We start from the raw sequence: 14,527 nt of genomic DNA, 5'->3' as shown, positions 1-14,527 counted from the left end.
TATCGAGTGTTTTACCGCAACGTGACTTTTATACTAGGTTTTGAAAATGAAATTTAATGATTTGTAATGAAAGCATGGTAGCACTGTAACTTTGTTATCAATTAAACTAGAACAGTGTAAAGTTTTTATTAAAAGTTGGTGAATGAAAATTGTTACAATATAAACAACTAGATAACATTCTCAAAAATATTATGGATAATACAGCCAAAAATAATATAAATATAGCGAAAATTATAAATGCTGGTGGTGATCTACAATGCTAGAGAACCAGTTAGCAAATGAAATAACATTAGAAGATCAGATCGAAATGATACAAAGAGGTGATGAGCAGCTAAAGAATGATATAATTAAAGCATATCAGCCTTTTATCGCGAAATGTGTATCCGAAGTATGTAAAAGGTATATTGAACAATCGAGTGATGATGAATTCAGTATCGGTATGATTGCCTTCCATGATGCTATGAATATGTATTCAAGAGAAAAAGGAACGTCTTTTCTCGCTTTTTCGCAGGTGATTATTAAGCGAAAAGTAATTGATTATATAAGAAAAGAAAAAAGGCAGTATATTGTTCCATCCCTTGAAAACATGGAGGAAACAGAATTTAATCAGACACCTCAAGAGATTAAAGAAGCAACACGTATTCATCAATTAAAGATGGATGCATGGAACCGACAACAGGAAATACTAGAATTAACGAGGCAATTAAAAGCATATAAAATAACGTTTCAAGAATTAACGCTTATTTCACCGAAACACCAGGATGCAAGGGAATCAGCAATGTTTGCTGCGAATATTCTAGCGAAAAAAGAAGCCTTAAGGGAATATGTATTGACTAAGAAAAGGGTTCCAATAAAAAAATTACTAAAGGAAGTTCCAGTAAGTAAGAAAACACTAGAAAGAAACAGAAAATATATTCTGACTATTTTTATCATCTTAACTGGTGATTTCGTTTACTTGAGAGAATACCTTGAGGGGGTAGATCCGTGAAAAAAGGTATTATTGTGGAACATAAAAAAAGGTATTCCATTGTCATGGACAGGCAAGGATTGTTCCACAAGGTTAGGCCATTACAAAAGGAAGAAATTGGGATGGAAATCCAATTTAAATCTAAATCCTACATATGGGATCATATATTGCCACTATTTAGAGGAGTACCGTTCAAAATCGCTACAATGGCCATTATATGTGTTTTACTTTTAAGTCCTATATATTTATGGGTTTCGAAGGAAGACGTATACGCAGTAGTAAGCATTGATATTAATCCAAGTATCAATGTGTCGATTGACCAAAACTTTCAAGTTTTGAAATTAGAGGCGCTAAATGAAGATGCAAAGCAGGTTGTTAGTCAAATTAATTGGCAAAACAAATCATTTTTTATAGTATCTGAAAAAATTATTGAATTATCCCAAAATACTTTTGAACTTTCCAATGATTCTCCTGTTTTAATGGCGATTAGTTATCTTCATCAAAAAAATGAGAAGAATATGATGGATGAACTTAATCAGTATTATGGGGAGAATCAACATGAGATGGCGATATATGAGGTAAAGGAAGCAATTAGAAACGAGGCTCAAAAAGAACAAAAGTCAATGAATGAGGTTGCGGCACAGGAACTAGAGAAAGAGGCAACGGCTATTTCGACATCTTCGGTAGAGGAGAATGAGGAGTCACTTCCTGATTTGGATGAAGAAGAAGAAGAACTTATTCATAATTTTTACCAAGATCATCTAGAGGAAGACGAAGACGATAGCGATCCTGTACCTGTTGAAAGCGAAAAAAGTAAAGAAACAAACGATTCTGTTGCCACTCTGTTACCTCCACAAGCTAATGATCAAGCAAGGGAAAATAACGCAATAAAGGGGCAGAACTCCCAGAAGCCTGGTCTTGCAATGAGCCAAAACAAAGTTAAAGATACAATAAACGAACGAATACCTGAGCATGCGAAGGAAAAAAGCCGTGTGAACCAAAACAATAGCTATACTAAACAGATCAGTCAAAGTAAAGACAACCATAAGAAGCAAAAAGCTAATCAAAAGAAACAAGAAAGTCGACCCAATGTCAACAAGAAGAAACAAGAAAAAAAATTTAATTCCAAAGCTAATCATAATGCAAAGAATGGAAAATCAAACGCTGCTCCTAATTCGAGAAGGGCATATCCATAATCTTTATTTGTTCCATAACCGTTCAGATTGTGAATGGTTTTCAGTCATGTCATCATAATTTAATTTTATATGTATGAGAAATAGAAAGTGACCAAATTAGTGGCCACTTTCTTTTAATTACAGCGTAAAGCGTCCGTAATCCTCCTTAAAAATGGAGAAGCTCAAGGAAGTTAAGGAGGAAACGGTCGCTAAACATCCTGGTAAGTTTCGCTAACCATAAAGGGGGGAAAATCACCCCCTTTATGGAAGTCTCACTTTACCACAGCGTAAAGCGTCCGTAATCCTCCTTAAAAATGGAGAAGCTCAAGGAAGTTAAGGAGGAAACGGTCGCTAAACATCCTGGTAAGTTTCGCTAACCATCTCCTTAAAAATGGAGAAGCTCAAGGAAGTTAAGGAGGAAACGGTCGCTAAACATCCTGGTAAGTTTCGCTAACCATCAAGGGGGAAAAATCACCCCCTTGATGGAAGTCTCACTTTACCGTCATTTGGCTTAGTAAGGCATGATCTATATAGTGTAACAATTCTTCATGTGTCATCGATAACCATTCCCTTGAAATAGGGTAATGATAGGCGTGGAGAAATTGTTCAATTTTTTTTGCAAGTAAATCATCATTTGTTCGAACCATTAAGACTAACAAATCGTCCCAATGCCCCCATAAAGTAAAGTATAAAGCTTTGTCATAGTCTATATTTTGCACCATTCATTCCCCTTTCTTACCTTTTTATTTCATCTAGTGGAGGGGATTCTTCGTTTTATCATTTCCATACCGCCCAATAATCCAAAATTAAGAGTTAATATAGGCGATAATTATTCATGTGAATTTTTGCTAACCAACAGTAGAGGATGAATGGAAGGAAAACACCTCATCGTCGTGATCATGGCAGGTCCGACATGCCCAAACCGTTGGAAAGTCTCGCTTTATACATAGTATGCACGACTTCTAGGTTGTGAAACCATCAGTTTTTATGGTGGATTTTCCAAGATTTTTATATGGAATACAAGGATAAACCTTTATTTTTCAACAAATAATAATGATAATTCTGATGAAAAGGAGGGAATGTCATGAATTGGAAAAGAACTGCTCTAGCCATCACATGTGCTACGACAATTTCTTTAGCCGCTTGTGGTAATAATGATTACGGACAAGGTAATAATGATGTAAATAATAATACTAGGCCAATTGGATATAATCAGACCTCTGATGATCCAATGAACGATAGAGATATAAACAGAGGTCATGGACCAAATGATCAATATCAAAACCAAGAAGGTCGAGATCCAGGTAGCTTTATGAATAATCAAAACCCTGGCTATAATGGTAATAATGGGACGAATAACAATAACCAAAATACTAATCAAGAGTCCGACAATTATGAAGTCGCAGAAAAAGCACAGGATCGTATTAAGGAAGAACTTCCAGAAATTAATCGCGTATATGTATTAACGACTGAAAACAATGCTTATGTTGCTGCATCTTGGAACAAAGATGGAAATGATACAAGTGAAACAGGGAACGAAATTAGTGATAAGGTCCGAAAACAGATTACCGATATTGTGAAATCTGTTAATAAAGATATCGATAATGTGTATGTTACTACAAATCCAGACTTCTTCGATTTAGCTGATCGTTATGCACAAGATTTAGATGCTGGCGAGCCAGTGGAAGGCTTTTTTAATCGAATTGGAAATATGTTAAATCGAGTTTTTCCTGAGCAAGAAGAAGCTTCTTAATTATTTATATAAAAGGACAGGTACCGAACATGGATACCTGTTCTTTTTTTGCATATTCTACTTATTTATGATATAGTGGTAACAATTCTGATAAAACAGAGTAAAATAGTATGAATTAAATAATATTGACGGAGGGTTTAAAGTGGGGAGAGAATTTTTGGATGTATTTGAAGAATGGGCGTCTTCCTATGATGATGCAGTGACTGGAAATGACCCTCAATATAGAGATGTATTCGAAGGATATGATACAATACTAAATGAAGTGGCAAAGCTCACGGTAGGGAATGTATTAGAATTTGGGGTTGGGACAGGGAACCTTTCGGCAAAGCTCATCGCAAAAGGCCACACCGTGTTTGGCATTGAGCCTTCAGATCCAATGAGAGAGCTTGCTCAAAAGAAATTTCCACAATTAGATATTAAAGACGGAGATTTTCTTCAATATCATAAACCAGCTGTTGAAATCAATACGATCGTGAGTACCTATGCCTTTCATCATTTAACAGATGAAGAAAAGAATAAGGCAATCACACAGTTCTATGAAATACTGGCAGACAATGGTCGTATAGTATTTGCTGATACGGTATATAAGAATCAAGCAGCGAAGCAAAAACTTCATCAGGAAGCAGAAGCAAATGAATATACGGACTTATTACATGATTTACAAACAGAATATTATCCTTTTCTTCAAGATTTAAAGGTCCTATTTACACAAAATGGATTTCAATTCGAGGCAAAGCAGTGTAACAAATATGTTTGGTTAATTATGGCAAGAAAACAATGAAAAAGGAGTGTTTAACTTGGTTAAAAAAATGAATGTAGAAAGCTTTAATCTAGATCATACAAAAGTAAAGGCGCCATATGTGAGACTTGTCGGAGTCACTACCGGTCAAAATGGTGATAAAGTATACAAATATGATATTCGTTTCCGTCAACCAAATAAAGACCACATGGAAATGGCAGGACTACACTCTATTGAGCATTTAATGGCTGAGAATATACGTAACCATATTGATAATGTATTAGATATTAGTCCAATGGGATGTCAAACAGGATTTTATTTATCTATTCTTAACAATGATAACTTTGATGATGTAGTTGATGCATTAGAAAAAACATTACATGATGTGCTAAATGCTACAGAAGTTCCAGCATGTAATGAAGTTCAATGTGGTTGGGCTGCTAATCATAGCCTAGAAGGTGCGAAGGACATCGCCAAAAAAATGTTAGAAGGTAAAGATGAATGGCATATTGTTTTTGCTGAATAAGAGGGATTAACGTTGACACTTTATAGGAATATACAGCAATTGATTGGAAACACACCATTATTAGAAATCACCAACTTTGATCTCCCAGATGATGTGAGACTTTTTGCGAAATTAGAGTTTTTTAACCCTGGTGGTAGCATAAAAGATCGATTAGGCTTGTATTTGATAAATCAAGCTATTAGGTCTGGGGAATTAAAGCAAGGTGGAACGATTATTGAACCGACCGCTGGTAATACAGGTATTGGTATTGCTTTAGCTGCTGTAAATAAAGGTTTTCACATTATATTTTGTGTACCGGAGCATTTTAGCCAAGAAAAACAATTGCTTATGCGAGCTTTAGGGGCAGAAATTGTGCATACACCTAAAGCAAAGGGTATGCAAGGTGCAATCGAGAAAACGAATCAGCTATTAAAGGAGATTCCGAATAGTTATACTGTTCAGCAATTTGCTAATCCAGCGAACCCAGACACTTATTACAAATCAATCGCACCAGAAATTTATCAAGAGTTAGATGGGAATATTTCCGTTTTTGTAGCCGGCGCAGGTACTGGTGGAACTTTTATGGGTTCTGCGCGATATTTTAAGGACAAAGACCCTAATATTAAGACCGTAATTGTTGAGCCTGAAGGATCAGTTATTGCTAACGGGAAGCCAGGCCCCCACAAAACGGAAGGGATAGGGATGGAATTCCTCCCCGAATATATGGATCGTTCTTATTTTGATCAAATTTATACTATAAATGATGATGATGCATTTAAAATGGTAAAGAAACTGGCGTTGAAGGAAGGGTTGCTTGTAGGTAGCTCCTCTGGTTCAGCAATGTGTGCAGCATTAACAGAAGCTCAAAACGCGAGAAAAGGCAGTAATATTGTCACCATTTTCCCAGATAGTAGTGAACGTTATCTAAGTAAAGAGATCTATTCATTTGATTGAGGTGGAGAAAATGAGAAGAAAAACGAAAATGGTTCATGGTGGTATAACCGGAGATGAAAGGACGGGTGCAGTTTCTGTCCCTATTTACCAAGTGAGTACGTACAAGCAACCTGAAGCAGGAAAGCATACGGGGTATGAATATTCAAGAACGGGAAATCCGACAAGACACGCTCTTGAAACGGTTATAGCTGAACTAGAAAATGGTACTCATGGCTTTGCGTTTGCATCAGGAATGGCAGCAATTAATGCGGTTATGATGCTGCTAAAGGCTGGGGATCATGTTGTCTTAACGGATGATGTTTACGGGGGAACCTACCGATTAACAACAAAAGTGTTAAACCATATGAATTTAACCCATAGCTTCGTGGATACAAGTGATCCAAATGCAGTGGAAAAGGCAATTCAACCGAACACAAAAATTCTCTATATAGAAACACCAACAAATCCTTTATTAAAAGTCACTGATTTAAATAAAATGAAGCAATTGGCAGAGAAGCATGATTTACTTCTTGTGGTAGATAATACCTTTGCCACACCTTACATTCAATTACCACTTGACTTTGGAGCAGACATTGTTCTTCATAGTGCAACAAAATACATTGGGGGACATAGTGATGTTGTGGCAGGTTTAGTGGTTGTCCAGGATGATCAACTAGCAGAGAGGATTCATTTCATCCAAAACTCTGCTGGAGCAATATTAGGACCGCAGGATTCTTGGTTATTACTACGTGGAATCAAAACCTTAGGACTACGTATGGAAGCTATTGAGAAAAATGCTAATAAAATCGCTACTTTCTTAGATCAGCACGAGAATGTTACGAAAGTATATTATCCAGGTCTTAAGCAGCATCATGGCCATGTACTTGCAAGTAAACAGGCAGCTGGATACGGTGGTATGATTGCATTTGATGTAGGAAGTAGTGAAAAAGCTGATCAAGTCTTAAGTAAAGTAAAATATTTTACCTTAGCCGAAAGTCTAGGTGCAGTGGAAAGCTTAATTTCGATACCAGCTAGAATGACCCATGCATCTATTCCGAAAGATCGACGAGAGGAACTAGGTATCACAGACGGTTTAATCCGTTTGTCCATTGGAATAGAGGATATCGAAGATCTAATCGAGGATTTATCTCAAGCTTTAGTATAGTTTAAGAACCATTCTTCTTAGGAAGGATGGTTTTTTGCTATTTTATAGTGCAAAAAACATGAATGTTCTGTATCATCCGTGTTACACTATGAAATGGATAGAAAAGGAAAGGATTGAGTAGATTGGATGAACAAGTCATCAAGTATTTGAATGAACATCAACAAGAAAATCTCGATCAATTATTAAAGTTCTTAAAAATTCCAAGTGTAAGTACAGATTCGACATATAAAAAAGATGTGAAGGATGCAGCAACATTTGTTGCAGGCTATTTAAAAGAAGCAGGATTTAATCAAGTGGAGATTCAAGAAACAAAAGGACATCCGTTAGTATATGCAGAATGGTTAGAAGCAAGTGATAATGCGCCAACTGTCTTGTTCTATGGTCATTATGATGTACAGCCTGCCGAGCCTCTTCATGAGTGGAAAAGTGAACCATTTTCCCCAGAAATTAGAGATGGGAGAATTTACGCTCGCGGTGCAAGTGATGATAAAGGGCAAGTCTTTATGCATTTAGCAGTATTTAAAGCCTATCTTCAAACAAAAGAAAGGCTACCTATCAATGTAAAGATCTGCATTGAAGGGGAAGAAGAGATTGGAAGTGCGAACCTTTATGAACGGTTAAATGAAAAAAAAGACCAGTTCCAAGCAGATTTTGCTGTTATTTCTGATTCTGGCATGGTGGACAATGATCAACCGACTATTCTTTATGGATTAAAAGGATTTACGGGTCTTGAGTTTACGATAAAAGGACCTGATAGTGATTTGCATTCCGGTATGTATGGTGGAGCAATAAGGAATCCAGCGATGGCGATGGCTCATGTCTTAGCATCAATGAAGAACTTAGAGGAAGTCGTATTGGTAAATGGATTTTACGATCAAGTAGAAGAATTAACAGAAGAGGAAAGGGAACTCATGGCGCAAGCGCCTAGTGAAGATTATGCTACAACGACTGGAGCAAGCGGAACGGTTTCTGAAAAAGGATTTACGGCAAAAGAACATACAATGGCCCGACCAACACTGGAGATCAATGGATTATATAGTGGATATCAGGGAGAAGGTACGAAAACTATTATTCCAGCAACCGCAACCGCTAAATTGACTTGTCGTTTAGTACCAGGACAAGAACCTCAGGAAATTCAGGATTTACTCATTAAGCATATAGAGAATCATCTACCAGAAGGAGTTACAGCAGAAATAAAAAAAGAACCTCTATCTGCAAAGGCATATCGAGTCGATCCTAATCATCCATTAATGAAAAAGGCAGCAGAAAGCTTCGAGGAGACGTTTGGAAAAGAAGCAGTTTATGTTCGAATGGGTGGTTCTATTCCTGTAGTTGAATGGCTTGATAGTATTTATCATATTCCTGTTGTATTACTAGGGTTTGGAACACCAGAAGATCGCTTGCATTCTCCAAATGAAAGCTTTCCTGTAGATCATTTTGAGAAGGGGATGCAAACCATCGCAACATATTGGGGAAAAGTAAGCCAATAAAATTTTCAAAAAAGGAAAAGCTTGACAATTTAACAGTAAATTTATACGATATGTAATGTCTTATGTTTTGTTAAAATCTAAGCTCTTCTATGAATTTGGAGGAATAAGAAAATGCTGATAACAGCAATTATTGGATTGGCTATATTGGCTTTGATCGTTCAATGGTTATACGTTAGATATGTTCCAATAAAAGGAATTCCTTGCCTTGATTTTCATAAGGAAGATTCGATGGAGAATGTATTATTGGATATTCGTGATTATCAGCAGGCTTCCAATGACAAGATTCATGATGCAGTGGTCATGCCTGTGCCTTATTTGCATCGGTATTATCAGGAAATACCACGACGTTCTCTTCATATCATTGCATCTGATCATCTTGAAAAAAATGTAGCCATTCGCTTTTTGAAAAATAAAGGCTTTCATATTAAAGGCTACAGCTTAACAAATGGTAAATGCAAAGATAAATTTGGTAAATTAGCTTAAGATTAGGATTAATACACTAATAATTGACATTAAGAGAGATTTCCATCAGCAGAAGCTCGTACGTCCCAGACTAATAGGTAGTGTTGTAATAAAAATATAGAGTAGATCAAGGACATCTGGAATCAGATGTCCTTTTTTTAGCATTCTTTCATATACTATAACAATCGTTAGTTGGGGGTGTAGATGCTTTGAAGAGTGAGGAAAAAAAGCAGTTAGAAGCGGCTATCAGTGAAATTACAGAAGTAGCCGAAGAATTTGGCCTAGATTTTTATCCGATGAGGTATGAAATTTGTCCACCAGAAATACTCTATACTTTTGGGGCATATGGGATGCCAACCCGATTTTCCCATTGGAGTTTTGGTAAGCAGTTCCATCGGATGAAGCTTCAATACGATCTCGGTTTGAGTAAAATATATGAGCTTGTCATTAATTCGAACCCTTGTTATGCTTTTTTACTAAATTCCAATTCACTAATCCAAAATAAATTAATTGTTGCACATGTGTTGGCCCACTGTGACTTTTTCAAAAATAATATTCGCTTCCAAAATACGAAACGGGATATGGTGGAGAGCATGGCTGCAACTGCTGAAAGGGTTAATGGATATGAAAAACAATACGGAATTAAGGAAGTGGAACAATTTTTAGATGCAGTACTTGCCATTCAGGAGCATATTGATCCAACATTGCTAAAAGCAAAGCTGAATTGGGAAAAGGATCAAGAGGAGAATGTACAAAAGCCTAGAATCACAGCTTATGATGATCTATGGGAGCTAGATAAAGACATCGAAAATAAATCGTCAAACCAACCAAAGCGGAAAAAACCCTTTCCACCAGAACCTGAGAAGGATTTATTGTTATTTATTGAGGAACATAGCAAGGAATTGGACGATTGGCAGCGAGATATTTTAACAATGATGAGGGAAGAAATGCTCTATTTTTGGCCACAGCTCGAAACGAAAATCATGAATGAAGGTTGGGCCACTTTCTGGCACCAAAGGATTTTAAGAGAACTAGACTTAACGAGTGATGAAATAATTGAGTTTGCTTCATTAAATGCGAGCGTGGTTCAGCCTTCCAAAACTCATATTAATCCGTATTATCTCGGGGTGAGGATTCTAGAGGATATAGAATCGCGTTACAATAATCCAACAGAAGAAATGAAGAAGATGGGAATAAAGCCAGGTACAGGTCGTGAGAAAATATTTGAAGTTCGTGAAATAGAGTCTGATATCTCTTTTATGCGAAACTATTTAACCAAGGATTTAGTCGATCGTGAAGATTTATATTTATTCCAGAAACAAAACCACCAATACAAGATAGTTGATAAAAATTGGGAGGAGGTAAGAGACCAGCTGATTTCTGATCGATTAAATGGTGGTTTTCCATATATTACAGTAGAAAATGGGGATTATTCAAGAAATGGGGAGCTTTATTTAAAACACCATTTTGAAGGTCAGGAATTAGATATAAAATATTTGGAAAAGACGCTTCCCTATATTTATCGGCTCTGGGGGCGGGATGTTCATTTAGAAACGGTTATGGAGGGCAGGGATAGCCTTTTTTCCTGTCATGAAACAAAAGTAGTAAAGAAGTATTTATAATATTTTAGCCTAGAAGAATTATATATTGCTATTTTCCATAATGAGCTTTCTCGGCTTTTCAAGCAGGAATATGTCTCCGTTTATCGAATAATAGAACTAATAAGCTAATGTAAACGGAGGTAAACATATGGAAAAGATTAAATTACCAGAATTTCATGCAATAGGAATCACTGTCGAAAGTAATTGGGAAGGACTTCATCGTGAGATGCCACTGAAATGGGAGCATTTTAAAAAAAGGTTGCCAGAGATAGAGAACAGAAAAACTGATGTAATGATGGATATTAGTCTTTATGAAGAGAACGGGGTTTATACTCAGTTTATTTGTGTAGAAATGGAAGGAGAAAGTCAAATTCCAAGTGATATGAAAAGGATAACGATACCAGAGAAAAACTATTTGTATCATCTTCACAATGGTAAACGAGAAAATATCGCTAACACCTTTGGAGCAATGTATGATTATGCGAAATTCAATGGTTTATCAGCTGGAAAGATGAAAATAGATAAAGGCTATACTGTGGAAGGAAAAGAGTTAGAGCACCATCTTTATATCGAACTGCCATGGACTTGACCGAGAATCTTGTGATGGACAAATTGCCTATTTTGTTTTACATCATATAGTGTAAGAGATAGGAGGTTATAATAGTGGAATATATGTATCCATCTCACTCTGAAGTATATGATCATCATGGTAATTTGGTTTATCAGGATCGGCAGTTTCCTTTCTTTCCTGGCGGAGGCTTTCCGGGATTCCCTGGATTCCCAGGATCAGGTCAAGGGCAAGCACCTCCTGGACCTCCACCACAAGCAGCACCTGGTGGAGCTCCATTAGGACCACCACCTCAGCAGATCCCACAGCAGCCACAAGCATTAGGAGGACCACAAGTAAAAGCGGTTGATCCAGGCGGAATAAGAGGTTGTTTATATCGATATACGTATATTTGGCTCAATCGTTTCCAAGGCTTTTGGTTTTATCCAACTTTTGTTGGGAGACGATCAGTAGCTGGTTATCGATGGACTGGATTTAATTGGATATACTTTGGTATAGATCTAGAACGTATTGATTCATTTACGTGTGTTTAAAAGATTGTAGCCATCCAAATGTTTTTATTTAAACTTTTGGATGGCTTTAGTACTGCCACAACCTTATTCAAAGCATTAAAGCTTTAATGATGACAGGCGTGATCGATGGATTGCTGTAATATCTTCATAACATGCTCATCATCCTGAGAGTAATAGACTGTTTTTCCATCGCGACGATATTTAACCAGACGTAAATTTTTTAAGAAGCGCAATTGGTGTGAAACATTTGATTGATTTAGTTCTAGGGTAGTAGCAATGTTTGAAACAGATAGCTCCTGTTCAAATAAAAGATGTAAAATACGAATTCTAGTTGGATCTGCAAGTGCTTTAAAGGTTTGTGACACAAGGAAAAGCGTTTCTTCATCAAGTTCTTCATATTTGCTTTCAGTCATTGCTCTGTTTGCCTCCTTTAGTTACAGCTATCTTCATGGTTCTCAATATTTGCGTCAATACCTTCTATCTGGATCGTAGAGTGGTGAATTCCAAACTGATCATGTAAGATTTTCGAAGCTTTTTTCAATAGTTCATCACGGTTGACTTCCCTTTCAACGATCATGTGACAGCTAAATGCAGGAAAATTAGAGGTGATCGTCCAAAGATGCAAATCATGAATACTTATGACACCATCTATTTTTACTAGTAAATTTTCCACCTTTTCAAAAGAAACATTGATCGGTGTGCCTTCCATTAAGATGTGAATTGAATCTTTTGTCACACGAAAGCCACTTATTAAAATGAGGATGGCTACTAAAATACTTGCTATAGGATCTGCTAAATACCAATCAAAAAATAAAATTAGCACTCCAGCTACAATGGCTCCGACAGATCCAAGAAGGTCTCCTAATACGTGTAGAAAAGCACTTTTCATATTCAGATTATCTTCTGTATCACCACTAAGCATCAAAATTAATGCAACCACAATATTGACTACAAAACCAACAATAGCGATCCAAAGCATTGTCGGACTAACAGTAGGAGGTTCTAAGAAACGATGATATGCCTCCCAAAAGATATAAACAGAAATCGCAATAAGCGTTATTCCATTGATAAAGGCTGCCACTATCTCAAATCGTTTATAGCCAAATGTTTTAGATGGACTTGCCATCCGTTCACTTAATTTAAATGCAAATAAACTCAATCCTAAGGCAAATGCGTCACTGAACATATGTCCTGCATCAGATAAAAGTGCAAGACTATTCGTTAATAATCCTCCAATTATTTCCACGATCATATAACCAAAAATGATAAAAAAGCTAAGCATTAAAGCTTTTTTATTATTCGTATGATGGTGGTGTCCATGACCGTGATCATGTGAATGTCCCATAAGAATACCTCCATAATATAATATATGAACATATATTCATATTATAATACTTAATAAAAAATGGTGCAAGAAAAGTTTAAAATCTTCAACACCATTTTCATAAGTATGATAAGATTTGCTAAGAGGGTAGATATGGTAATAGCATGCCACCGATTAGTCCGATTATGACAATTATCCATGAAGGCAATTTCCAGAAAGCTAACAAGCTAAACAAGATGACGGCGAGAATAAAATCCTTACCTGAGGTGATGGTACTTGTCCAAATAGGCTGATAGAAGGCTGCAATTAATATTCCGACAACCGCTGCATTAACAGCAATTAAAGCACCCTGTATAGCCTTCACATGCCTTAATGCATGCCAAAATGGTAATGCCCCAATAATAAGTAGGAATGCAGGTAAAAAGATGGAAAATGTAGCTAGTAGTCCTCCCGGAATCCCGTTGATAACAGTCCCTAAATAAGCGGCAAAAGTAAATAATGGTCCAGGAACTGCCTGGGCTGCTCCGTATCCTGCAAGAAATTCTTGTTCTGTAAGCCAACCTGTAGGTACAAATTCTTGCTCAAGTAGTGGTAAAACAACATGACCGCCGCCAAAAACTAATGCACCTGAGCGATAAAAGCTATCAAACATAGCTAACCACTGCCAATTCGTTAATTGACTAAAGATAGGGAGAATGAGCAAGAATAAAAAAAATAGTAAAATACTAAATAGTCCTGTTTTCTTGGATAACACTAAGGAAGTAAAGGTAGATTCGGTTGTATCCTTCTTCTTAAAAAAAAGTAAACCAATCAATGCTGCCATTAGAATAATAGCAACCTGAGTTAAAGTGGATTGCCATGCAACCATGATAATGAGCGCTATAAGTGCAATGGCTTTTCTCGAAAGATCTGGTGCTAGCTTCGTCCCCATACCCATAATAGCATGTGCTACTACAGCAACTGCCACAATTTTTAAACCGTGAATAAAGCTTGCATCATAAAAAGAGAATTGATGGAGCGCAAGCGCGAATAACATAAGGACTATAACGGAAGGTAAAGTAAATCCGATAAATGCAAAAATTCCACCTAAGATACCTCCACGTATCATTCCAATCCCAATACCAACTTGACTACTAGCTGGTCCTGGTAAGAACTGGCATAGTGCCACTAAATCTGCATAGCTTTTTTCATCTAGCCATTTTTTACGACGCACGTATTCCTCGTGAAAATAACCGAGGTGTGCGATCGGCCCACCAAAGGAGGTGAATCCCAATCTTGTCGCGATCCATAAAATATTAAGATAGTTTTGTAAATTTTTTTTCATAAAGCCTCC

At 36.7% G+C, this 14,527-nt stretch carries 16 protein-coding genes; 12 read left to right on the top strand and 4 right to left on the bottom strand.

The features are described 5' to 3' along the window. Window positions 1-256 precede the first annotated feature (256 nt). Both sigI and DLJ74_RS18230 read left to right on the top strand, forming a co-directional pair. The gene (sigI, locus tag DLJ74_RS18235; protein ID WP_109985542.1) at window positions 257-988 is read left to right on the top strand and encodes an RNA polymerase sigma-I factor; all 732 of its coding nucleotides are present in this window, start codon (window positions 257-259) and stop codon (window positions 986-988) included. Next, window positions 985-2,163, top strand: coding sequence for an anti-sigma-I factor RsgI family protein (locus DLJ74_RS18230; RefSeq protein ID WP_109985541.1), 1,179 nt, complete (start codon window positions 985-987; stop codon window positions 2,161-2,163). Before sigI ends, DLJ74_RS18230 begins: the two co-directional genes overlap by 4 nt. A 470-nt stretch (window positions 2,164-2,633) precedes the next feature. On the opposite strand, the gene DLJ74_RS18225 is transcribed toward DLJ74_RS18230, so the two are convergent. Further along, complete coding sequence (locus DLJ74_RS18225; RefSeq protein ID WP_109985659.1) at window positions 2,634-2,861, bottom strand: YhdB family protein; 228 nt, start codon at window positions 2,859-2,861, stop codon at window positions 2,634-2,636. Between the two features lie 365 nt (window positions 2,862-3,226). On the opposite strand from DLJ74_RS18225, the gene DLJ74_RS18220 reads away from it, so the two are divergent. The 10 genes from DLJ74_RS18220 to DLJ74_RS18175 all read left to right on the top strand — a co-directional run bounded on the left by DLJ74_RS18220 (window position 3,227) and on the right by DLJ74_RS18175 (window position 11,891). Beyond that, window positions 3,227-3,895, top strand: a complete 669-nt coding sequence (locus tag DLJ74_RS18220) for a YhcN/YlaJ family sporulation lipoprotein (protein ID WP_109985540.1) — start codon at window positions 3,227-3,229, stop codon at window positions 3,893-3,895. 142 nt (window positions 3,896-4,037) lie between these two features. After that, a complete protein-coding gene (locus DLJ74_RS18215; RefSeq protein WP_054788514.1) occupies window positions 4,038-4,676 on the top strand; it encodes a class I SAM-dependent methyltransferase in 639 nt (212 codons plus the stop codon). Window positions 4,677-4,692: 16 nt separating this feature from the next. Continuing rightward, window positions 4,693-5,160 (top strand): S-ribosylhomocysteine lyase, encoded by a 468-nt coding sequence (locus DLJ74_RS18210; RefSeq protein ID WP_054861363.1) that lies wholly within the window; start codon window positions 4,693-4,695, stop codon window positions 5,158-5,160. A gap of 12 nt (window positions 5,161-5,172) precedes the next feature. Continuing rightward, complete coding sequence (locus tag DLJ74_RS18205) at window positions 5,173-6,093, top strand: PLP-dependent cysteine synthase family protein (RefSeq protein WP_109985539.1); 921 nt, start codon at window positions 5,173-5,175, stop codon at window positions 6,091-6,093. Window positions 6,094-6,103: 10 nt separating this feature from the next. After that, window positions 6,104-7,237 (top strand): bifunctional cystathionine gamma-lyase/homocysteine desulfhydrase, encoded by a 1,134-nt coding sequence (locus DLJ74_RS18200; RefSeq protein WP_109985658.1) that lies wholly within the window; start codon window positions 6,104-6,106, stop codon window positions 7,235-7,237. Between the two features lie 122 nt (window positions 7,238-7,359). After that, window positions 7,360-8,727, top strand: coding sequence for a dipeptidase (locus DLJ74_RS18195; RefSeq protein WP_109985538.1), 1,368 nt, complete (start codon window positions 7,360-7,362; stop codon window positions 8,725-8,727). Window positions 8,728-8,838: 111 nt separating this feature from the next. Next, the gene (locus DLJ74_RS18190; protein WP_054861362.1) at window positions 8,839-9,210 is read left to right on the top strand and encodes a rhodanese-like domain-containing protein; all 372 of its coding nucleotides are present in this window, start codon (window positions 8,839-8,841) and stop codon (window positions 9,208-9,210) included. Between the two features lie 188 nt (window positions 9,211-9,398). Next, a complete protein-coding gene (locus DLJ74_RS18185) occupies window positions 9,399-10,811 on the top strand; it encodes a SpoVR family protein (RefSeq protein WP_109985537.1) in 1,413 nt (470 codons plus the stop codon). Window positions 10,812-10,938: 127 nt separating this feature from the next. After that, window positions 10,939-11,379: a GyrI-like domain-containing protein gene (locus tag DLJ74_RS18180; protein WP_109985536.1), complete on the top strand. Its 441-nt coding sequence runs from the start codon at window positions 10,939-10,941 to the stop codon at window positions 11,377-11,379. Window positions 11,380-11,462: 83 nt separating this feature from the next. Continuing rightward, on the top strand, window positions 11,463-11,891 hold the full coding sequence (locus DLJ74_RS18175; RefSeq protein ID WP_181397674.1) for a hypothetical protein: 429 nt from the start codon (window positions 11,463-11,465) through the stop codon (window positions 11,889-11,891). 83 nt (window positions 11,892-11,974) lie between these two features. Here the strand turns inward: DLJ74_RS18175 and DLJ74_RS18170 are convergent, their stop codons facing one another. The 3 genes from DLJ74_RS18170 to chrA all read right to left on the bottom strand — a co-directional run bounded on the left by DLJ74_RS18170 (window position 11,975) and on the right by chrA (window position 14,518). Continuing rightward, window positions 11,975-12,283 (bottom strand): ArsR/SmtB family transcription factor, encoded by a 309-nt coding sequence (locus DLJ74_RS18170; protein ID WP_054788511.1) that lies wholly within the window; start codon window positions 12,281-12,283, stop codon window positions 11,975-11,977. Between the two features lie 17 nt (window positions 12,284-12,300). Continuing rightward, window positions 12,301-13,215 carry a cation diffusion facilitator family transporter gene (locus tag DLJ74_RS18165; protein WP_109985535.1) on the bottom strand — a complete coding sequence of 305 codons (915 nt, stop codon included), beginning with the start codon at window positions 13,213-13,215 and terminating at the stop codon, window positions 12,301-12,303. A gap of 118 nt (window positions 13,216-13,333) precedes the next feature. After that, the gene (gene chrA / locus DLJ74_RS18160) at window positions 13,334-14,518 is read right to left on the bottom strand and encodes a chromate efflux transporter (RefSeq protein ID WP_109985534.1); all 1,185 of its coding nucleotides are present in this window, start codon (window positions 14,516-14,518) and stop codon (window positions 13,334-13,336) included. Window positions 14,519-14,527 lie beyond the last annotated feature (9 nt).

Origin of the sequence: Gracilibacillus dipsosauri (genome assembly GCF_003176895.1) — a bacterium.
GTDB classification, from domain to species: Bacteria; Bacillota; Bacilli; order Bacillales; family Amphibacillaceae; genus Gracilibacillus; species Gracilibacillus dipsosauri.
This window is presented reverse-complemented; position numbering and strand designations above follow the sequence as displayed.

Bases quoted from the DNA above. Each gene is read 5' to 3' on its own strand.
- sigI (WP_109985542.1), top strand. From the start codon at position 257: ATGCTAGAGAACCAGTTAGCAAATGAAATAACATTAGAAGATCAGATC.
- DLJ74_RS18220 (WP_109985540.1), top strand. From the start codon at position 3,227: ATGAATTGGAAAAGAACTGCTCTAGCCATCACATGTGCTACGACAATT.
- DLJ74_RS18200 (WP_109985658.1), top strand. From the start codon at position 6,104: ATGAGAAGAAAAACGAAAATGGTTCATGGTGGTATAACCGGAGATGAA.
- DLJ74_RS18190 (WP_054861362.1), top strand. From the start codon at position 8,839: ATGCTGATAACAGCAATTATTGGATTGGCTATATTGGCTTTGATCGTT.
- DLJ74_RS18180 (WP_109985536.1), top strand. From the start codon at position 10,939: ATGGAAAAGATTAAATTACCAGAATTTCATGCAATAGGAATCACTGTC.
- DLJ74_RS18175 (WP_181397674.1), top strand. From the start codon at position 11,463: ATGTATCCATCTCACTCTGAAGTATATGATCATCATGGTAATTTGGTT.
- DLJ74_RS18170 (WP_054788511.1), bottom strand. From the start codon at position 12,283: ATGACTGAAAGCAAATATGAAGAACTTGATGAAGAAACGCTTTTCCTT.
- DLJ74_RS18165 (WP_109985535.1), bottom strand. From the start codon at position 13,215: ATGGGACATTCACATGATCACGGTCATGGACACCACCATCATACGAAT.
- chrA (WP_109985534.1), bottom strand. From the start codon at position 14,518: ATGAAAAAAAATTTACAAAACTATCTTAATATTTTATGGATCGCGACA.